This is a genomic window from Halorubrum rutilum (assembly GCF_024494565.1).
On sequence record NZ_JANHDN010000003.1, the window covers coordinates 352,033 to 371,972 of the forward strand.

Genomic DNA, 19,940 nt, shown 5'->3' on the forward strand with positions numbered 1-19,940 from the left:
TGTCCGAGAACTCAGCGGGAGACGCGCCGGCGGTGTCCGAGGACGTGAGGGAGGGCGGGCGCTCGGACCGGTTCGATCGCTATTCCGCCGCCTCCTCGTCGCCGCGGTACACGTCGAACTCGGTCGCCGTCTCCGGGTGGGTGATCCGGAACCCCTCGGCCGTCTCGATCACGCCGCGCGTGCTCCCGGTCTCCCCGCCGTACGGGCTCTCCTCGCCGTCGATCCCGCCCCCGCCCTGATACGGCGAGGTGTACGGCGACCCCGAGACGGGCTCGTCGAACCCCTCCGGCGGGAGGTAGATCCGCTCGCCGCCCGCGGAGCGGACGACGACCGCGACGTCGCGGGTGCCGGTCACGTCGATGACGGTTCGCTCCCCCGTGACGCGCGCGTCGATATCGATCTCGTCCATGCCCCACGTTGCGGACGGGGGCGATTTAGCAGTACCGGCGTCGACGCCCGGTCGCCGTCCCGAGCGGCCGGCCCTCGCGTCGGGGTCGCGCCGGGGTCGCGCCGGGACCGCTCCCCGGGTGGTGAATCCTTTTGTGCGGTCGCGTCGAAGTCGACTCCGATGGACGTCAACAGCCATGCCGAGGAGCTCGCCTCCGACCTCGGCGTCGACAAAGAGGAGGTCAAAGCCGACTTGGAGAACCTACTGGAGTACAGCGTCCCGATCGACGAGGCGAAACAGAGCGTCCGCCGGAAGCACGGCGGCGGTGGCGGCGGCTCGACGCCGACGCCGGACGCCGTCGACGTCGGCGAGATCACCACCGACCACGACGGCGTGACGGTGACGGTCAAAGTCCTCACGCAGGGAACGCGGACGATCCGGTACCAGGGCGACGACCTCACGATCCGCGAGGGGGAGGTCGCCGACGAGACGGGCGTCATCTCCTACACCGCCTGGCAGGACTTCGGGTTCGAGCCCGGCGACTCGCTGACGATCGGCAACGCCGGCGTCCGCGAGTGGGAGGGCGCGCCGGAGCTCAACCTCAACGACTCCACCACCGTCGCCATCGCGGACGATCCGGTCGAAGTCGATCGCGAGGTCGGCGGCGACCGCGACCTCGTCGACATCGCGGCCGGCGACCGCGGACGCAACGTCGAGGTCCGCGTGCTGGAGGTCGACGAGAAGACGATCTCCGGGCGCGACGGCGAGACGGAGATCCTGGAGGGGGTCGTCGGCGACGCGACCGCGAAGCTCCCGTTCACCGACTGGCAGCCCCGCCCGGAGCTGGAGCCGGGCGCCGACCTCCGGATCGAGGACGTGTACGTCCGCGAGTTCCGCGGCGTCCCCTCGATCAACCTCACCGAGTTCTCGGCGGTCACCCCCCTCCCCGACCCCGTCGAGGTCGCCGAGGACGCCCCCCGCCTCTCGGTCGGCGAGGCGGTCGCCTCCGGCGGCATGTTCGACGTCGAGGTCGTCGGCAACGTCCTCGAAATTCGGGACGGCTCCGGGCTCATCGAGCGCTGTCCCGACTGCGGCCGCGTCGTCCAGAACGGGCAGTGCCGGAGCCACGGCGACGTCGACGGCGAGGACGACCTGCGGGTGAAGGCGATCCTGGACGACGGCACCGACACCGTCACCGTCGTCCTCGACGACGAGCTCACCGCCGAGGTGTACGGCGGCGGGCTCGACGACGCGCTCGCCGCGGCGAAAGAGGCGATGGACAAGGAGGTCGTCGCCGAGTCGATCGCCGACTCGCTGGTCGGGCGCGCCTACCGCGTCCGCGGGAGCCTCTCGGTCGACGACTACGGGGCCAACCTCGACGCGAGCGAGTTCGAGCTCGCGGACGACGACCCGGCCGAGCGCGCCCGCGTCGCGCTCGCGGAGGTGGGCGAATGAGCGACGACGGGCCGGGCGCCCGCGAGGTCGCCCACCGGGTGTTCGCCGCCGAGTTCGACGGCGCCACCCTCTCGTACTCCGAGAGCGACGAGGAGCGCGCGCCGAACTACGTCGTCACGCCGACCGGCGCGCGCGTGAACCGGCTGTTCGTCGCGGGCGTGCTCACCGAGGTCGAGCGCGTCAACGACGAGACGCGCCGCGGGCGGGTCGTCGACCCCTCCGGCGCGTTCGTCACATACGCCGGCCAGTACCAGCCCGAGGCGCAGGCGTTCCTCGAACGCGCCGACCCGCCGGCGTTCGTCGCGCTCACGGGGAAGGCGCGCACCTTCGAGCCGGAGGACTCCGACCGGGTGTTCACCTCGGTCCGCCCCGAGAGCCTCAACGAGGTCGACGCCGACACCCGGGACCGCTGGGTCGTCTCCGCCGCGGAAGCGACGCTCGACCGCCTCGCCGTCTTCGCGGCGGCGCTCGATTCGGACCTCCGCGGCGACGAGCTCCGCGCGGCCCTCGAATCCGGCGGCGCGCCCGCGTCGCTCGCGGCGGGGATCCCGAAGGCGATCGAGCACTACGACACCTCGACCGCGTACGTCGAGGCGGTCCGGCGGCTCGCCGTCGACGCGCTGGAGCTGATCGCCGGCGACCGCGACGAGGTCCGTCCGCTCGACCTCGCGCCGGACGCCGGGGGCGACGCGACCGTCGGCGCGCTCCCGGGGACCGACGTGACGATCGAGGCGCCGACGGGGGCCGCGGCGCCGTCGGGAGCCGGCGGACCGGCGACCGAGGTCGGAGCGGGTGACGAGACCGGGACGGCCGACGAAATCGGGACGGCCGACGAGACCGAAACGATCGACGAGACCGGGACGGCCGCCGACGAGGGGGAGGTCGAATCGACCGCGACGGTCGGCGCGGGCGGCGACTCCGAGTCGGCCGAGTCGAGCGGGACGACGGGCGTCGGCGAGGGCGACCCCGACGAGGTCGGGACCGAGGCGGCCGGCGGCGCGGCCGACGCGACGGCGGGCGACACGGTCGAGGACGCGGCCGACGCCGCCGATAGCGACGACGCCGCGGAGCCCGCGACCGACGCGGGAGGCGGCGGCCTCGGTGACTTCGAGACCGGCGACGACCTCGACGCGGGAGGGTCGGTCGGCGGCGGGACCGACGCCGAGGCCTCGGCCGATCCGGACGCCGCCGACCCCGCGGGCGACGAGATGTACGAGCTCGACGAGGCGGAGCGCGAGGAGATCGAGTCCGAGTTCGGCACCGACTTCGCCACCGGCTCCGAGGTCGGCGAGCCCGGGGAGGCCGACATCGACGTGCCGGATCCGGAGGAGCTGCAGGAGACGCCCGAGGACGCCGCGGCGACCGACGTCGACGCCGAGCCGGTCGGAGCGACCGACGACGACGCGACCGGCGACGCGGCCGGAGGCGACGAGGCGGTCGCGACCGCCGAGTCGGACGCCGGGGGCGAGGCCGCCGAGTCGGAGGAAGGCGACGGGGCCGCCGAAGCGGTCGACCTCGAAGACGCGGTCGTCGACGCCATGGACGCGCTCGACGACGGCGACGGGGCCGACCGCGAGGCGGTCGTCGAGCGCGTGGTCGACGAGCACGGCGCCGCCGCCGACGCGGTCGAGGACGCGATCCGAGACGCGCTGATGAGCGGGAAGTGCTACGAGCCCGGCGACGGCGTGCTCAAGCCGATCTGATGGCGCGCGCGGAGTCGGCCGCGGTCGAGCCGGTCGTCGGCGAGCCGGCCGCCGTCGCGGATCTCGGCCGGGAGCGCGCGCTGCTCGTCGCCGACGTCCACGCCGGCGTCGAGGTCGGGCTGCGCTACGAGCGCGGCGTCGAGCTCGACGACCGGGCCGACGAGCGCCGCGAGCGGCTCTGCGCCCTGATCGCCGAGACCGACGCCGACCGGCTCGTCGTCCTCGGCGACCTCGCGCACCGGATCGCGGCGCCGGAGGGCGAGGAGCGCGAGGAACTGGAGGCGCTCGTCCGCGCGGTGACCGACCGCGTCCCGATGACGCTCGTCGAGGGCAACCACGACGCGGGCGTCGCCGAGGCGTTCGCCGACGACCTGGACGTGATCGGGGCCGGCGGCGGGCTCCTCGACGGGGCTGCCGACGGCGGCGACGAACCGGCTCGGAGCCGGACCGGTCGCGTCGCGGTCCTCCACGGCCACACGTGGCCGGACCCGGCGCTCCTCGACGCCGACGTGGTGTGCATGGGCCACGAGCACCCCCAGGTCCGGCTGGAGGACGCGGTCGGCGGCTCGCGCGTCGAGCGCGCGTGGCTCCGCGGCGAACTCGACCCGGACGCGTTCGTTGAGGGCGGTCTCGGCGCGGACGGGGATGTCTCCGCAGATCCCCCCGAACTCGTCGTCTTCCCGGCGTTCAACGAGCGTTCCGGGGGAACGTGGGCGAACGTCGACGGGCAGTCGTTCCTCGCGCCGTTCCTCCCCGACGCGCTCCCGGCGGGCGACGCGTACCTCCTGGACGGGACGCGGCTCGGCGACTTCCGGCGGATCTGAGGGCGGTTCGGATCGGGTGGCTCCCGCTCCCTCGGCGCCGGGAGCGTTTTCTCTCGGGAGACGGAACGGGGGCCATGGTCACCGAGCGCTCGCCCACCGAGATCGACGAGGCGGGGCGGCACTGGCTCCGAGTGAAGGACGTGACGGGGTTCCCGCGGGAGGCCCGCGACGGCTACTTCCCGAGGCACGGCGTGACGCGGCCCGCGGCGACGACGGAGGCGGACCTCCCGGCGGTCGAGCGGGACGGGGAGGGATCGCTCCCGGCCGACGCCGAGCGGGTCGCCGACGTCGACCGGTTCGCCCTCGAAACGACGTACCTGAGCGGGAAGTGGCTCGTCGAGCGCCCCTCAGAAGCGGTCGACGAGCTCTGGGACGCGGTGGTCGACGACGTCGCGGCCGAGCGGTTCTGGGACGCGACGGTCACGACCCGGGCCGGGTGCAAGGCGTTCGGCGAGGCGGACCACGCCGTGCTCGTGTTCACGCCGAACTACTTCGACCGAGCGGACGTCGACCGGGTTCGGCGTCGGCTCAGGGAGGTCCACGGCGTGACCGAGGCGATCCGGTACCGGCCGGACGCCTACACGCTCGACGGAGTCCACGAGGAGCGGCTCGGCGGGCTCACCGACTCGTCGGCGGCGCGGTTCCGGGCCTGAGACCGACCGAGGCGGTCACCGGATTACCCGTCGAGGGAGCGATCGGGCTACTCGACCGGCCGGAACCGGAAGCCGTCCCACTCCTGGCTCTCCGGCTCGCGGATCCCCGCGCCCGGCTCGCGGAGCTCGTCGGCGTAGACGGGTTCGACGCGGTCGCCGATGGCGACGTCGATGTCGCCCGCGTCGTCGGCGCCCTCGCCGTCGGCGTTCGCCTCGCGCGGCGCGACCTGCCCGAGCGCGCGGACCGGCGGCCCGTCGTACTCCTCGCCCATGTCGAACTCGACGATCGCGAGCGTGTTCGGCTCGCGGACGCCGGGCGGCGTCGCCGTCGACGTCGTCCACGTGACTACCCGGGCCTCGTGCTCGCTGAGGTCGACCGTCCCGACGCGTTCGGCGCCGTTCGGGCCCACGGTGTGGGGCGGGTAGGTGACCGTTCCGTCCGCGTACTCCGCCGCCTCGAAGGTCGGTCCGTCGCCCGCTTCCGCCTCGTCGCTTCCGGCCGCGCCGTCGCCGTCGGTCGCTTCGTTGTCGCTCATTGGCTTCCCTCCAGAATCGTCGTGGTCACGCAGTTCCCGAACCCGCCGACGTTGCAGGCGAGGCCAGTTTCGGCCTCGACCTGTCGCGGGCCGGCGTCGCCGGTGACCTGCTCGAATATCTCGTACACCTGCGCGACGCCGCTGGCGCCGAGCGGGTGGCCCTTCGACTTGAGCCCGCCGGAGGTGTTGATCGGGAGGTCGCCGTCGCGGTCGGTGACGCCCTCCTCGACCGCCTTCCACCCCTCGCCCTTCTCGAAGAAGCCGAGGTCCTCGCTCTGGAGGAACTCCAGGATGGTGAACATGTCGTGGAGCTCCGCGACATCGACGTCGTCCGGGCCGATCCCGGCCATCTCGTAGGCGATATCGGAGGAGTCGACGACGCCGCCCATCGTCGTCGGGTCCGCGCGCTCGTGGACGACGTGGGTGTCGGTCGCGCCGCCGATTCCGGATATCACCGCGTACTCGCCCTCGGGGACGTACTCCTCGGCGACGGACTCGGGGCAGAACACGAGCGCCGCGGAGCCGTCCGTGATCGGACAGAAGTCGTACAGTCGGAGGGGGTCGGCGACGATCGGCGAGTCGAGCACCGTGTCGAGGTCGACCTCCTTCCGGAACTGCGCGTGGGGGTTGTCGACGCCGTTCCGGTGGTTCTTCACCGCGACCTTCCCGAGGCTCTCGCGCGGCGCGTCGTACTCGTCGAGGTAGAGCCGGGCGGTGAGCCCCGCGAAGGAGGGGAGCGTGACGCCGTGCTTGTACTCGACCGGATGCGTGAGCGACGCGATCACGTCGGTCGCCTCCGACGTCGTCCGGTGGGTCATCTTCTCGCCGCCGACGAGCATCGTCAGGTCGCTCGCGCCGGAGGCGACCGACTGCCACGCGGCGTACACGCCCGCGCCGCCGGAGGAGGAGGTCTGGTCGATCCGAGCGGTGTACGCCGGGGTGGCCGCCAGGTCGTGGGCGAGCGCGTTCGGGACGCCGGTCTGGCCCTCGAACTCGCCGCTCGCCATGTTCGAGACGTACAGGTGGTCGAGGTCGTCGCCGTCGACGCCGGCGTCGTCGAGCGCGGCCGCGCCCGCCTCCGCCAGCAGCTCCCGCACCCAGGCGTCGCGCTGCCCGAACCGGGTCATCGACGCGCCGACGATCGCTACGCGTTCCATACGCGTCGGTCCGCGGCGTCGGCCTAAAACGTACCTCTCCGCGGTCGGGGCGATGGCCGGGCGAGGCGACGGCGGGTCGAGTCGACGGCGGGACGGGCGCCCGCCGTCAGTCGGCCGCGGCGGGGGCGTCGTCGGCGGCCGCGGCGGGCGCGTCGTCGCGGCTCGCGGACGCGGCCGACACCACGTCGGTGAACGCCTGTCGACGTGCGTAGAAGAAGTAGACGTACGGCACCTTCGCCAGCACGTCGAGGAAGGCGTACGTCAGCGCCGCGCCGACCGCGCCGGTGAAGCCGATGCCCGACGGGGCCATCAGCCAGACGAACGGGTACGCCAGCCACAACAGCCCGACGTGGTTTTTGAGCAGGCTGAACAGTCCCCGCTGCATCGGGTCGTCCGGGACCGACCGCGGGAACACCACGTACAGGTACCCGAACAGCGAGAGGTGGAAGCCCGCGGAGACGGCGAACAACGCCCACTTGAGCGACTCGTCGGCCACGACGGCCCCGGCACCGAACGCGATCATCAGCGCGTCGGCGACCATCACCCCGGCGATGGCGCGCCGGGAAGCCCCGGCGACGTAGCCGATGAAGCCGACCAGAAGCGGCGTGGTGACGAGCCAATCGGCGTAGCGCAGCCCGACCAGTTCGGTCCCGTTGATCGTCACCGTGCCGACCCCGAGCGCCATACCGGCGTAGGCGACCCCGGCGAACCCCGGGATGACCGCCAGCGCGGCCAGTCTGGCGCGGTCCCGCGAATCGGTCAGCGTCGCGTACAGCACCGCGGTGATCCCGACACCGACGAGGAATCCGAGCGCCGCGAGCCAGTAGGCGGCGGTGACGGCGGCCGTCATCGCGCACCCCCGTCAGTCGTCGCCCGCGAGCGCGGGGTCCCGGAGTCGACGGGCAGAGCGTCCGACGCCGGCCCGTCCCCCTCGACGGTGAACGCCGCGACCCGGTCTTGGAGCGTCGTCACGGCGTCGGTCTGGAACTCGCGCAGCGAGTCGGACACGTCCTCGACGACCGACTGTCCCTCCCGTACCTCCGCCGCGGCCTCCTCCGCGGTCTCCGCGGTCTCGGTGCTGAGCTCGGTGATCTCGTCGACCGAGCCGGCGGTGTCCTGTACCGTGTCGGCCTGGTCGGCGGTCGTCCGCCGGATCTCGGCCAGCGAGCTGCTGATCTCGTCGACCGAGTCGGCGATCGCCTCGATGTCGGAGAGTGTCGACTCGACGGTGTCGGTCCCGCTCTGAACGCGCTCCTGGGTCGACCGGATCGACACCGTCACCGCCTCGGTCTGGTCGGCGATGTCGTCTATCATCTGGTCGATCTCGTTCGCGCGTGATTGCGTCTCCTCCGCGAGGCCCTTCACCTCCTCGGCGACCACGCTGAACCCGTCGCCGGAGCCGTCCGCCCGGGCCGCCTCGATGGAGGCGTTAAGCGCGAGCATGTTCGTCTGTTCCGCGATCTCGCCGATGATGTCGACGATCTCCGTGATCTCGTCCATCCCCTCTTCGAGCCGTTCGACCCGGTCAACGGCGCGTTCAGCCTCGGATTCGACCTCGGCCATCTCCTCTAACGCGCGCTGCGAGGAGTCGCGGGCGTCGTCGCTCGTCTCCGCCACCGTCTCGCTCCGGTCCGACAGGTCGTCGACGGTCGCCGCGATCTCCTCGGCGGACGCGCTGACGGTCTCGATGTCGGCCGCGATCGACTCGAGCTCCGCGCGCTGGTCCTTCGCCTGGCCGCGGATCGTCGCCGCGCTCCCCGTCGCGCCGGCGACGCGCTGTTCGACCTCGTTACTCATCTCGGCCATCTCGCCCGCGTCCGTCTCGATCCGGTCGGCCACCGCGGCCACCGTCTCGACGGTGTCCTGCAGGTCGTCCATCATCCGGTTAAACGACTCGCCGACGGTCGCCATCGCCTCGTTCTCGTCGTCGACGTCGACGCGCTGCGTGAGGTCGCCGGTGGCCGCCCGCTCCATCACGTCGCCGTATCGCTCCGCGGTGGTGCGGTACCGCTCGGCCATCTCCGTCGCCTCGGTCCGCGCGGCCTCGGCCTCCTCCTGCGCGCGTTCCGTCTCCACCAGCCGCGACTTCAGCGAGACCCGCATCTCCTCGATCGACTCCGCGAGCCGACCGAACTCGTCGGTCCGGGTGGAGCGCACCTCGCTGTCGATGTCGCCCTCGGCGACGCGACGCGTCTGGACACCGATCTCGGTGACGCTGGCGATCGTCTCGGCCGCGTTGATCGACCCCAGCGTCAGGAGGCCGGCGACGGCCGCGACGATGGTCGCGTTCACCTCGCCGGTCACCAGCCCGACGGCGACGACGAACCCGCCCGTCGCCACGTATCCGAGGCCCAGCTTGAGACCGTAACTGCGTTTGACTCCTGTCACGCCCATACCCCGCGCTTCCACGGACCGGTAAATAAGTCACGTACCCAAACGAATCAATTCTGATAACTGAACGCGGACCGTCGCCGAACTCGGGCCTCGGAGAGGCCGGCGATCGACCCCGTCACTCCGCGCGCCGGCCGGCGTGGCCGGGGTAGTCGCGCTCGAAGCGCGACCCGATCTCGTCGCGGTCGAGCCGGATCACGACCGGGCGGCCGTGCGGGCAGGCGTAGGGGTTCTCGCAGGCGTCGAGCCGGTCGAGCAGGTCGACGACCCGGCCCTCAGTCAGCGAGGTGTTCCCCGTTATCGAGGGGTAACACGCGAGGTCCGCGAGCAGCTCGTCGACGACGTCCGTCACCGGCTCGTCGCCCGCGGCCGCGTCGCCCGCGAACGCCGAGAGGGCGTCGCGGAGGAGGTCCGGGTCGAGCGCGGCGTCGAAGACGGCCGGCACCGACTCGACGGCCACCTCGCGCTCGCCCGCGCGCTCGGCGCGGAACCCGATCGCGGCGAGGTCGTCGTCGAAGTCGTCGAACAGCGCCGCCTCCCGCGCGGTGAGCTCGACCCGGACCGGCTCCGCGAGCGCCTGCGCGTCGGCGCCGTCGGCGAAGGCGTCCCGCAGCCGCTCGTAGTTCACCCGCTCGTCGGCCGCGTGCTGGTCGATCAGCACGAGCCCGTCCGGCGCCTCCGCGACGACGTACGTCTCGTGAAGCTGGCCGAGCACCCGAAGCGGCGGGAGCGACTCGTAGGCCCGCTCCGCGGCGTCGGTGGTGTCGCCGGCGAGAGTCCGCTGGGCGGTCGGGGCCGAGCGCGGCTCGGTCGGCGGGTCCCGTCGGTCGTCCGGCGCGTCGGAGGCGTCGTCCGTCCCGGAGGCGGCGTCGTCGCCGCCAGCGAACCGGTCGAGTCCGTCAGCCTCCCCGGCGACCGCCTCGGTGGCGTCAACGCCACCGTCCCTCCCGTTCTCCCCTCCGTCGTCCGGATCCGACTGCCAGCTCCGCGGCGAGGGGCGGTCGGCGGAGTCGGCGGAATCGGTCGGCCCGCTGAACCCGTCCGAGTCGGGAGCGGAGTCGCCGGCGTCGATATCGCCCGCCGAGCCCGCGTCGCCGACCGCCCACGCGTCGTCGTCGGTCGGGTCCAGTTCGGCGGCGCCGGTCGGGGTCTCGTCTGGAGTCTCCGCGCCGCCGCCGTCGGCGCCGCCGCTCTCGCCGTCGCGGTCGCCGAGCGCCGCGCGCTCGTGGTCGGTCCCGGCGCCGCCGACGGCCTCGGTCTCGCGGCTCTCGGGGTCGATCTCGGTCTGGTCCGGCGCCGACTGCCCGCGCGGCGCGGTCGAGCGGATCAGCCCGTGGTCGAGCAGCGCCGCCTCGACCGCCTCCTCGATCGCGGCGCGCACGGCCGGCTCCTCGTCGAACCGGACCTCCAGCTTGCGCGGGTGGACGTTCACGTCGACGTCGCCCGGCGGGACCTCGACGAACAGCACCGCGAAGGGGTAGCGGTCGGGGGCGAGCTGGCCGCCGTACGCCTCCAGCACCGCCTCGCGGAGCGCGCTCGCGGTGACGTACCGGTCGTTGACGTAGGTGGCGAGATACTCGCGGGTCGAGCGCGTCGTCTCCGGGTGCGAGACGAGGCCGGTGACGCGGCGGACGGGCGGGTCGACGTCCGAGTCGCTCGGCTCCCACTCCACGTCCACCATCGCCTCCGCGACCTCGCGGCCGTAGACGGCGAGGACCGCGGACCGGAGGTCGCCGTTCCCCTCGGTCGCGAACGTCTCGCGGCCGTCGTGCTCCAGCGACACCGCGACGTCGGGGTTCGCGAGCGCGTAGCCCGTGACGACCGTGTTGATCCGGTCGAACTCGGTCGCAGTCCGTTTGAGGAACTTCTTGCGAGCGGGGGTGTTGTAGAAGAGGTCCTCGACCTCGACGGTCGTCCCCGCGGGACAGCCCGCGGGTCGGACCTCGCCGACCTCGCCGCCCTCGACCGTGATCTCGGCGCCCGCGTCGGCGCCGGGGGGACGAGATCGGACGGTGAGCCGCGAGACCGCGCCGACGGTGTACAGCGCCTCGCCGCGGAAGCCGAGGGTGCCGACGCCGTGATCGAGGTCCTCGATGTCGCCGATCTTCGAGGTGGCGTGCTCGGCGACCGCCGCCTCCAGTTGGTCGGCCGGGATCCCCACGCCGTCGTCGCGGACGCGGACCCCCTCGGTGCCGCCGGCCTCGACCGAGACGGCGACGCGGCTCGCGCCGGCGTCGAGGCTGTTCTCGATCAGCTCCTTGACGACGCTCGCCGGGCGCTCGACGACCTCGCCGGCCGCGATGCGCTGGACGGTGCGCTCGTCCAACCGCTCGATGTTCGGCGGCTCCATTGCTTACATCCGGTCGGACGAGCGCGCACTTGAAGCCGTTGTCGCCGAGGGCGACCTAGGACGGACGATGTATGAGAGTGACTGTTTATAAACCGAACTGCGGTGGCGCGTGCCTCCGAGGCCGCCTCGCGGCCGAGGAGCACGCGCGAGGTCGCCGGCGCTACGCGCCGGCTGCCAGAGGGACCTCCCGTCCCTCGCTGGACGCGGTGAGCGCTCGGAGAGCGCGAACCGCGAGGCTGGGGAGGTGTGAGGTGCGGTCGCGGTGCGGGGCGGGGTGGGGTTCAAAGGGGCAGTCGCGAGGACGAAGCACGGCGCGGTAAGCACTGCAGGGAGCGAGCGGAGCGAGCGACCGAAGCGCGCAGCGAGCCGCGCGAGTCCTCGCGACTGGGGCTTTGGAGGAGTCCACGGTCGATCTGCCGTCATTCGTTTATAAACGATCAGCGTGGTACAATGTGACCGAGTATCGGTCTACTCGGTCCGAGTCGGGTCGTGCATGTCCGGTCCGGACGACCGAACGGCGTCGAGGAGCTTCGTGACGGTCATGACCGCGAACAGGCTCGCCGCGGCGAGGAAGAACGTCGGGACGGCGACCCTGACGAGAAGCGTAATGTCGAGGAGGTCGCCCGCGGGCGCGGCGAGCAGCGCGACCACCGTGAGTCCGAGCAGCCAGTTCCGTAAGCGCGTGGTCATGCGATGAACTGATGGAGGGAAGCCGGAGAGATGTCCGGCAGTCGGCGTCGTCTCCGACGGGTTCGGTCGAGGCGTACGTCCGATCAGGTAATTCGGGGAATAATAAGGCTGTGGTGACCGGGTCGCCGGACGCTCAGTCGTCGGCGGTCGGCGTCGGCGCCTCGCCGCCGAGCCGCTCGCGGTCGTGCGGCGCCTCCCAGTCGAGGTCCGGGCCGCGCGCGATGATCCCGGAGGGGGTCACGTCCGGATGCGTCGTGTAGTAGTGCTCCTTGATGTGGTCCATGTTCACCGTCTCGGCGACGCCCTCCGTCTGGTAGAGGTCGCGGAGGTACGGCCAGAGGTGCTCGTACTGGTGGATGTACTGCCGGTTGCACATGAAGTGGGTGTGGTACACCTGGTCGAACCGGATCAGCGTGGTGAACATGCAGATGTCGGCCTCGGTGAGGGAGTCGCCCACGAGGTAGCGCCGGTCGGCGAGGTGGTCGTTCCAGCGGTCGAGGGCGTCGAACAGGTCGTCGATCGCCTCGTCGTACGCTTCCTGGGACTTCGCGAAGCCGGCGCGATAGACGCCGTTGTTGACCGGCTCGTAGATCTCGGTGATGACCTCGTCCACGTCCGCGACGGTCGCCTCGTCGTCGACGTCGGGCAGGAGCGAGACGCCGTTGCCGAGGTCGTCGAACGCGGTCGAGAGCATCCGGAGGACCTCGCGCGACTCGTTGTTGACGATCGTCTCCTCCTCGGTGTCCCACAGCACGGGGACGGTCACCCGACAGGTGGCGTCGGGGTCGGCCGCGACGTACAGCTCGCGGAGGTAGTCGCTGCCGTGGAGGTGGTCCGGGGTACAGCCGTCCTTCTCCGGCGTGAACTGCCAGCCGTCCTCGGCGCGGTACGGGTCCACGACCGAGACGCCGATGGCGTCCTCTAAGCCGAGCAGCGACCGCGCGAGCAGGGTGCGGTGCGCCCACGGACAGGCGTAGGAGACGTAGAGGTGGTACCGGCCGGCCTCGGGCTGGAACCGCTCGTCCGGCTCGGCGTCGACATGGTCGGGCACGTCGCTGCCGGCGATCCAGTTCCGGAACGTCGTCTCGCCGCGCTGGAACGAGCCGTCCTCGTCCGTCGCCTCGTACGCGTCGGTCCGCCACTCGCCGTCGACGAGTTGGTTCATACCCGATCCACGGGCTCGACGCCCATAACGTGGGCGGGGACGTGCGTGTCACCCGGCCGGACGAGGCGTGGAGTCGGTACGGAGCGAACGATTGGTTTGTCGGTCGTAGCCACGGGAACGGCATTGACTAGACAGACAGCTTCGAAGTCCCGGCCGCTCGCTCATGATCGGTTGACGCTTGCTCGACGGCAGACCCCTCCAAAGCCCCAGCCGGCGAGGACGGCACACGCTCGCTGCGCTCCTCGGTCGCTCGCCTTGCTCGCTCCCTGCGGTGCTTGCATCGCCTGTGCCGTCCTCGCCGGCTGCCCCTTTGAATCCCACCCTGTACCGCGACCGCACCTCACGCCTCCCCAGCCTCGCCGCTCGCTGCGCTCGCGGCGTCCCTCGCGGGGTCCTCACGGCCGCCGTCGGCGGCCGCTCGGAGGCGCGCCGCCGCGTTACAGTGTTGCAGATACATAGCTCGTATCGTCGGCGCCGGTGGCTTTTCGAGTCCCGCCGCAGACCCCTGACGTATGTCCGACCGAAACGCGGGTGCGACGACCGTCGCGGTCGTCGGCGGCGGCGCGGTCGGCGTCACCGCGGCCGCCGACCTCGCGGCCCGCGGCGCCGACGTGACGCTCTACGAGCGCGGCTCGCTCGGCGCCGAGAGCTCGGGCCGCGCCGCCGGCGTGCTGTACGACGCGTACGCCGAGGACGTCGACGCCGCGCTGGCCGCCCGCGCGATGGAGCGGTTCCGAGCGTTCGACCGCTCGCTGCCCGGCTTCTCGTTCTCGCCGTGCCCGTACGTGATCGCGGTCCGGAAGGGCGACCCCGACGCCGACGCCGTCCCCGCGATGGTCGACCGGATGCGCTCGCACGGCCGCGACGTCTCCCTCACGGACCCGGACGCGCTCGCCGACCGGTTCCCGATCGCCACCGACGGCCTCGCGGTCGCCGCGGTCGCCGAGAACGCGGGGTGGTGCGATCCCGCGAGCTACGTCGCGGCGACGGGTCGGCGGGCGCGCCGCGAAGGGGTCGCCGTCGAGACCGAGACGGCCGTCTCGCTGCTTGGCGACGACGGCGCCGCCCTCCGGGTCGACGCGGGGGGCGAGAGCGGCACCGAGACCCACGCGTTCGACGCGGTCGTCGTCGCCGCCGGCGCGCACACGGCCGACGTCCTCGCCGGCGCCGGGGTCGAGGTCCCGGTCGTCCCCTACCGCGTGCAGGCGCTGACGACCCGGACCCCCTACGACGGCCCGATGGTCTACGACGCGACCGCGGGCGTCTACCTCCGGCCGCACCCGACCGGGCTGCTGGCCGGCGACGGGACCGAGCCGGTCCCGGCCGACCCGGACGGGTACGACCGCGAGGCCGACGACTGGTTCGTCGACTCCGTCGCCGGAACGCTCCGCGAGCGCGTCGAGGCCGCGAGCGAGACCGACCCGGACCCGGAGCGGGCGTGGGCCGGGCTCTGCACGGCGACGCCCGACGGCGACCCGCTCGTCGGCCCGGTGGATGGCTCGAACGCGCTCTTCGTCGCCGCCGGCTGGCAGGGCCACGGGTTCATGCGCGCGCCGGCGGTCGGCGAGCTCGTCGCGGAGGGCGTGCTGGCGTCGCTCGACGGGACCGGAGCGGACGCTCCCGAGTCGCCGTGGATCGGCGCGTTCGACCCCGACCGGTTCGACGGCGACGAGACCTTCGAGATCGCGGAGGGGATGTCCGTCGAGGGACGGGTCGGGGAGTGAACCGGGAGGGGAGCGGGTCGGAATCGGCTCTCGTCGGCGTCAGCGCTCGTCGGCGTCGCCTTCCTCGACGACCGCGACGTCGCGCGCGTCGTCGTCCTTCGGGATCTCCACCTGCAGCGTTCCGTTGCGCGTCAGCGTCGCGTTCGCGCCCTCCGGCGTGACGTTCGCGTCGCGTGGGAGGTCGGCGGTTCCGGAGAGCGAGACGCCGCGACCGGGGAACAGCATCTCGTAGCCGTCGTAGAAGTCGCGGAACCGGTCGAGCTCGACCTCGACGGTGTGGTCGAGGAACGTCACGTTCAGGTCCTCGCCGCGGACGCCCGGGGCGTCGAAGACGACGAGGTAGGCGTCGTCGCTCTCGAGGAGGTCGTACGAGAGCGGCCGACGCTCCTGCATCTTGCTCCACCCGCGGCCGGCCCGTTCGAGGACGCGGCGGACGACCGATCGACCCGTCTCGACGAATCCGCTCACGGGCTCACACCTCGATCTCGGCGAGGTCGCTCCCGCCGCAGTAGGGACACGACAGGTCCTCGACCGCGTGGTCGTCGGGCACGTCGTACGTGTAGTGGTTCTCGAACATGTCGAGCTCGCAGTCGTCGCTCTCGCACTTGACCTCCATCGTCGATGGCATATACGAGGCCGTTGTGTCGGCGAGGGCTTAAACGGCGTGGCGGCGGCCGTCCGTGCATGGGGTCCTCAGTGCGGATCATCGGTGCAGACGTCAGCGCCTCCGGCAGCAACGGCTGGAATCACACGTGGATAACCCGCGGAACCGTCGACGAGGGAGCGGTCGCGCTGGAGGAGCCGATCCCCGCCGCCGAACTGTCGGGGAGTCCCAGGAGCCGAAGGGCGACGTACCGCGCCCTTCGGCGCGAGCTCCTGTCGTACGACGGCCCCGTCGTCGCGGGGTTGGATTTCCCGTTCTCACTTCCGGAGGCGATCGTCGTCGAGGACGACTGGCACGAGTTTCTGGAGGCGTTTCCGACTCATTTCTCCGGCCCGGGCGACTTCCAAGAGACCTGTCACGGCAGGTCGCAGCTGCGAACCGATGGGGAGCGGAAGGAGATCAAACGCCGGTGTGACGATCGGTTCGGAGGGCTGTGTGCGTACAATCGGTTCATCTATCGGTTGACCTACTTCGGCGTCCAGGATCTGCTTCGCCCGCTCGTCCTCTCCGAACAGGTCACGGTCTGGCCGTTCGGTAACGAGAGCCGCTCCGCCGAGACCACCCTCGTGGAGACGTATCCGGCTGCGACGCTGCAGCAGCGGTTGGGCGTCGACTCGGAGACGTACAAGGACGAGAACGACGATCCGGAGTTCCGACGCGAAGTCACGGAGTCGATACTCGGCCGCGAGTCCGTCTCGTACGCCGGCGAGACCGACGAGCTGTTCGATCTGATCGGGAGCGATTCCAAGGCCGACGCGTTTGACAGCCTCGTCGCCGCGTTTTCGACGTTTAAATGGCACGTCGACGGCGGAGCGGAACTCCCGGAGGGCGTGCCGGACGTAGAGGGATGGATTCACGCCTAGCGCGAATCCGGTGACCCGCGAACGCGACTCGCCGTGTTTCGTCTCCGATCGCTCCCGGCTCACACCGCCGTTCCCCGGAGCCGCTCCGGGACGACCGCGCGCTCGGCGACTGTGACGACTACGGTGCCGACCGCCACGCCGGCGAGGAAGCCGGGACCGTACGGGTAAGACGGGACCCCGAACGCGAGCGCGACGCCCAGCCCGACGGAGATAGCGAGGATCGCGGCGCCGAAGGCGACGTAGGTCAGCGTCTCGTAGCGTTCCGGTGAGAGGCGGTCGCGGACGAGCCACGCGACCGGTCCGAGGCCGATCGCGGTCGCCGCGGCCCAGCCGGCTGCGAGCCCCCACGGCCGGGGATCGGCACCGAGGAACTGTATCGCGGCGAGCGCGCAGAGCGCGGCGAGCGAGACGGCGTTTCCGACTCGTTGCCAGCGAGAGGGCTCGTCGGCGGCCGAGGGGGGACCGTCGCCCGAGCGCGTCTCACCGGTGGAGGGCGTCTCGGAGGGCATAGTCGGCGCTTCCGCGCGTTCCGTCATAAGCGATCCGACGCCCCCCGACGTTCCGCACGCTTTTCCCGTCTCGGCCGACTACAGTGGCGTAACATGACCGATTCGCCCGCGGCCGGTCGTGGCTCCCTCCCGCCCGATCCGGCCGACCTCTCCGTCACCGTCGTCGACGGCTACGTCGACGAGCCGGCGCACTTCGGCGTGCCGCCGTACATCTCGACGTACCCGCGGTACACGGCCGGCGCGCTCGTCGACGCGGGCGTCCCCGAGTCGCGGATCACCTATCACACGATCGACGAGCTGCGCGACGACCGCTCGAAGCGCGCCGACGTCGCCGACGCCGACCTCATGGTGTACGTCGGCGGGATGACGGTCCCCGGGAAGTACGTCGGCGGGACCCCCGCCGAGCCGGACGAGGTCCGGGAGCTCGGCTGGACCGCGGACGGCGTGACCCTCCTCGGCGGCCCCGTGCGGTTCGGCGTCGGCGAGGAGAACGCGGGCGCGACGGAGACCGAGCGCGACGACCTCGACTACGACTTCGTCGCCATGGGCGACGTGGAGGCGGCCGCGTACGACCTCGTGCGCGAGGGGTTAGAGGGGTTCGGCAACCGGATGCGCGACAACGCCGAGATCGACCGGTGGGCCGAGAAGGGGGCGTTCGTCGTCGAGCAGCACCCGAACCACCCCGACTACCTCATCTGCGAGATGGAGACCTCCCGCGGCTGCGCCTACCGCTGCTCGTTCTGCACCGAGCCGCTGTACGGCGACCCGGCGTTCCGCGAGGCGCGGTCGGTCGTCGACGAGGTGGACGCGCTCTCCGGCCGGGGAGTCAGGCACTTCCGGCTCGGCCGGCAGGCCGACATCCTCGCGTTCGGCGGCGACGGCGAGGCGCCGAACCCCGACGCGCTCCGGGAGCTGTACGGCGGGATCCGCGAGGTCGCGCCCGACCTCCGGACGCTCCACCTCGACAACATGAACCCGGTGACGATCACCGACTACCCCGAGGCCTCCCGCGAGGCGATCCGGGTCATCGCCGCGCACAACACGCCCGGCGACACCGCCGCGTTCGGGCTGGAGTCGGCAGACCCGGTGGTGCAGGAGCAGAACAACCTGCTCGTCACCGCCGAGGAGTGCCTGGAGGCGGTCCGCGTCGTCAACGAGGAGGGCGGCTGGCGGCCGGGCGACGACCCGGAGGCGACGCCCGGCCCCGACGACCGCCTGACCGGTCCCTCGACCGGGCCCGACGCCTCGCCGCGGCTCCCGAAGCTGCTGCCCGGGATCAACCTCGTCCACGGGCTCGCCGGCGAGCGGCCGGAGACGTACGAGCACAACAAGCGGTTCCTCCAGACCGTCTACGACGAGGGGCTCATGCTCCGCCGGATCAACATCCGGCAGGTGATGGCGTTCGCCGGCACGGAGATGGCGGAGACGGGCGCGGACATCGCCCAGGAGCACAAAGACCGGTTCCAGGCGTACAAGCGGGAGGTGCGCGAGACCGTCGACAACCCGATGCTCGACCGGGTCGTCCCGCCGGGGACCGTCCTCCCGGACGTCCACCTGGAGTACCACCAGGACGGGAAGACGTTCGGGCGCCAGCTCAGCACGTACGCCCTCCTCGTCGCCGTCCCCGGCGAGCGCGAGCTCGGCACGGCCATCGACGTGGCGATCACCGACCACGGCTACCGCTCCGTGACGGGCGTCCCGTACCCCCTCGACGTCAACGCGGCGTCGATGGACGAGCTGACGGCGATCCCCGGGATCAACCGGAGCAAGGCCGGCGACGTCGTCGTCGGGCGGCCGTACGGCTCGGTCGGGGAGGTCGACGCCGGCGTGGCCGACCTCTCGCGGTTCGCCGTCGCCGACGACACGGACGTCCCGATCCCCGGCCGCGAGCGCGCCGGGTCCGGGCCCGGTCCGGCCGCGCGGTCGCTGCTCGACCGGCGCGAGGGCTCCTCCGTCGGTCGCGGGGACTGAGGAGATGCCCGCGGCGCCGGACCCGGAGTCGTCGGTCGAGCGCGTGCCGGTCCCCGTCGACACCCGCGCGCCCGGCGGAACGACGAACGCCTACGTCGCGGCGGGACTCCTCGTCGACCCCGCGGCCCGCACCGACGCGCTCGACGCCGCGGTCGGCGTCGACGGGGTGGGTGACGGCGGCCACGAGAGAGGGGACGCCGCCGCGGTCGACGCGATCGCGGTCACCCACGCCCACCCGGACCACGTCGGCGCGGTCGCCGAGTACGCGGAGCTGACCGGGGCGCCCGTCCTCGCGCGCGCCGACCACGTCGAGCGGTTCGCGGAGGCGACCGGCGTCGAGCCGGACGGGACGTTCGAGGGCGGGGAGCCCGTCGGCCCGACCGCCGTCCGCGCGGTCGACACGCCCGGCCACGCACCGGACCACGTCGCCTTCGCGGTCGGACCGACGGGCGGGGACGGGGGCGACGCCGCCGAGCCTCGGGAGCTCCTCTGCGGCGACCTCGCCGTCGCCGAGGGGAGCGTCGTCGTGGGCGCGCCCGAGGGCGACCTCCGCGGGTACCTCGACAGCCTCGAACGCGTCCGCGATGCGGGCTACGACCGGCTCTACCCGGGGCACGGTCCCGCAATCGACGATCCCGAGGCGGTCTGCGACCGACTGATCGATCACCGGCTCGACCGGGAGCGGGCGGTCCTCGCGGCGGTCGAGGAGGGCGCGAGCGACGTGGACGCGGTCGTCGACGCCGCGTACGAGAAGGACCTGACCGGCGTCGCCGACCTCGCGCGGGCGACGGTCGTCGCGCACTTGGAGAAGCTCGCGGCGGAGGGGCGGATCGACGGGTCGTGGAGCGACCCGTCGCCGTAGTTATACGTTGCGCACCGGAATGGGACGGATATGTC

At 72.3% G+C, this 19,940-nt stretch carries 19 protein-coding genes; 8 read left to right on the forward strand and 11 right to left on the reverse strand.

Going from position 1 to position 19,940, the window contains the following annotated elements:
- Positions 1-79: 79 nt before the first annotated feature.
- Entirely contained in the window at positions 80-409 is a 330-nt protein-coding gene (locus NO900_RS08355) for a DUF7510 family protein (protein WP_256408756.1), read from the reverse strand.
- A gap of 159 nt (positions 410-568) precedes the next feature.
- On the opposite strand from NO900_RS08355, the gene NO900_RS08360 reads away from it, so the two are divergent.
- From NO900_RS08360 to NO900_RS08375, 4 genes are all read left to right on the forward strand, one after another.
- On the forward strand, positions 569-1,843 hold the full coding sequence (locus tag NO900_RS08360; protein WP_256408757.1) for a Single-stranded DNA binding protein: 1,275 nt from the start codon (positions 569-571) through the stop codon (positions 1,841-1,843).
- Entirely contained in the window at positions 1,840-3,546 is a 1,707-nt protein-coding gene (locus NO900_RS08365; protein WP_256408758.1) for a hypothetical protein, read from the forward strand. The genes NO900_RS08360 and NO900_RS08365 overlap by 4 nt, the downstream gene beginning before the upstream one ends.
- The gene (locus NO900_RS08370; RefSeq protein WP_256408759.1) at positions 3,546-4,370 is read left to right on the forward strand and encodes a metallophosphoesterase; all 825 of its coding nucleotides are present in this window, start codon (positions 3,546-3,548) and stop codon (positions 4,368-4,370) included. Before NO900_RS08365 ends, NO900_RS08370 begins: the two co-directional genes overlap by 1 nt.
- 74 nt (positions 4,371-4,444) lie before the next feature.
- Entirely contained in the window at positions 4,445-5,023 is a 579-nt protein-coding gene (locus tag NO900_RS08375) for a putative phosphothreonine lyase domain-containing protein (RefSeq protein WP_256408760.1), read from the forward strand.
- Between the two features lie 47 nt (positions 5,024-5,070).
- Here NO900_RS08375 and NO900_RS08380 read toward each other — a convergent pair whose 3' ends face one another.
- The 7 genes from NO900_RS08380 to NO900_RS08410 all read right to left on the reverse strand — a co-directional run bounded on the left by NO900_RS08380 (position 5,071) and on the right by NO900_RS08410 (position 13,312).
- Positions 5,071-5,559, reverse strand: coding sequence for a PhlB family protein (locus NO900_RS08380; protein WP_256408761.1), 489 nt, complete (start codon positions 5,557-5,559; stop codon positions 5,071-5,073).
- Positions 5,556-6,716 carry a thiolase family protein gene (locus tag NO900_RS08385; protein ID WP_256408762.1) on the reverse strand — a complete coding sequence of 387 codons (1,161 nt, stop codon included), beginning with the start codon at positions 6,714-6,716 and terminating at the stop codon, positions 5,556-5,558. The genes NO900_RS08380 and NO900_RS08385 overlap by 4 nt, the downstream gene beginning before the upstream one ends.
- Before the next feature lie 106 nt (positions 6,717-6,822).
- The gene (locus tag NO900_RS08390; RefSeq protein ID WP_256408763.1) at positions 6,823-7,566 is read right to left on the reverse strand and encodes a bacteriorhodopsin; all 744 of its coding nucleotides are present in this window, start codon (positions 7,564-7,566) and stop codon (positions 6,823-6,825) included.
- Positions 7,563-9,110 carry a methyl-accepting chemotaxis protein gene (locus tag NO900_RS08395; RefSeq protein WP_256408764.1) on the reverse strand — a complete coding sequence of 516 codons (1,548 nt, stop codon included), beginning with the start codon at positions 9,108-9,110 and terminating at the stop codon, positions 7,563-7,565. The genes NO900_RS08390 and NO900_RS08395 overlap by 4 nt, the downstream gene beginning before the upstream one ends.
- 115 nt (positions 9,111-9,225) lie before the next feature.
- Positions 9,226-11,457 carry a DNA mismatch repair endonuclease MutL gene (gene mutL, locus NO900_RS08400; RefSeq protein WP_256408765.1) on the reverse strand — a complete coding sequence of 744 codons (2,232 nt, stop codon included), beginning with the start codon at positions 11,455-11,457 and terminating at the stop codon, positions 9,226-9,228.
- A 468-nt stretch (positions 11,458-11,925) separates the two neighbouring features.
- Complete coding sequence (locus tag NO900_RS08405) at positions 11,926-12,147, reverse strand: hypothetical protein (protein WP_256408766.1); 222 nt, start codon at positions 12,145-12,147, stop codon at positions 11,926-11,928.
- A gap of 133 nt (positions 12,148-12,280) precedes the next feature.
- Entirely contained in the window at positions 12,281-13,312 is a 1,032-nt protein-coding gene (locus NO900_RS08410) for a glutathione S-transferase family protein (RefSeq protein ID WP_256408767.1), read from the reverse strand.
- A 512-nt stretch (positions 13,313-13,824) separates the two neighbouring features.
- On the opposite strand from NO900_RS08410, the gene NO900_RS08415 reads away from it, so the two are divergent.
- Positions 13,825-15,036 (forward strand): NAD(P)/FAD-dependent oxidoreductase, encoded by a 1,212-nt coding sequence (locus NO900_RS08415; RefSeq protein WP_256408768.1) that lies wholly within the window; start codon positions 13,825-13,827, stop codon positions 15,034-15,036.
- 39 nt (positions 15,037-15,075) lie between these two features.
- On the opposite strand, the gene NO900_RS08420 is transcribed toward NO900_RS08415, so the two are convergent.
- Positions 15,076-15,504 (reverse strand): Hsp20/alpha crystallin family protein, encoded by a 429-nt coding sequence (locus NO900_RS08420; protein WP_256408769.1) that lies wholly within the window; start codon positions 15,502-15,504, stop codon positions 15,076-15,078.
- A 4-nt stretch (positions 15,505-15,508) separates the two neighbouring features.
- The gene (locus NO900_RS08425) at positions 15,509-15,664 is read right to left on the reverse strand and encodes a DUF7559 family protein (RefSeq protein ID WP_008004573.1); all 156 of its coding nucleotides are present in this window, start codon (positions 15,662-15,664) and stop codon (positions 15,509-15,511) included.
- A 56-nt stretch (positions 15,665-15,720) separates the two neighbouring features.
- Between NO900_RS08425 and NO900_RS08430 the strand changes: the two genes are divergently transcribed.
- A complete protein-coding gene (locus NO900_RS08430; protein ID WP_256408771.1) occupies positions 15,721-16,563 on the forward strand; it encodes a hypothetical protein in 843 nt (280 codons plus the stop codon).
- Positions 16,564-16,622: 59 nt separating this feature from the next.
- On the opposite strand, the gene NO900_RS08435 is transcribed toward NO900_RS08430, so the two are convergent.
- Positions 16,623-17,072, reverse strand: coding sequence for a hypothetical protein (locus tag NO900_RS08435; protein WP_256408772.1), 450 nt, complete (start codon positions 17,070-17,072; stop codon positions 16,623-16,625).
- Positions 17,073-17,165: 93 nt separating this feature from the next.
- Here NO900_RS08435 and NO900_RS08440 point away from each other — a divergent pair, with 93 nt between their 5' ends.
- Together NO900_RS08440 and NO900_RS08445 are read left to right on the forward strand one after the other, a co-directional pair.
- Complete coding sequence (locus NO900_RS08440; protein ID WP_256408773.1) at positions 17,166-19,043, forward strand: radical SAM protein; 1,878 nt, start codon at positions 17,166-17,168, stop codon at positions 19,041-19,043.
- Between the two features lie 4 nt (positions 19,044-19,047).
- The gene (locus tag NO900_RS08445) at positions 19,048-19,905 is read left to right on the forward strand and encodes an MBL fold metallo-hydrolase (RefSeq protein ID WP_256408774.1); all 858 of its coding nucleotides are present in this window, start codon (positions 19,048-19,050) and stop codon (positions 19,903-19,905) included.
- Positions 19,906-19,940: the final 35 nt, after the last annotated feature.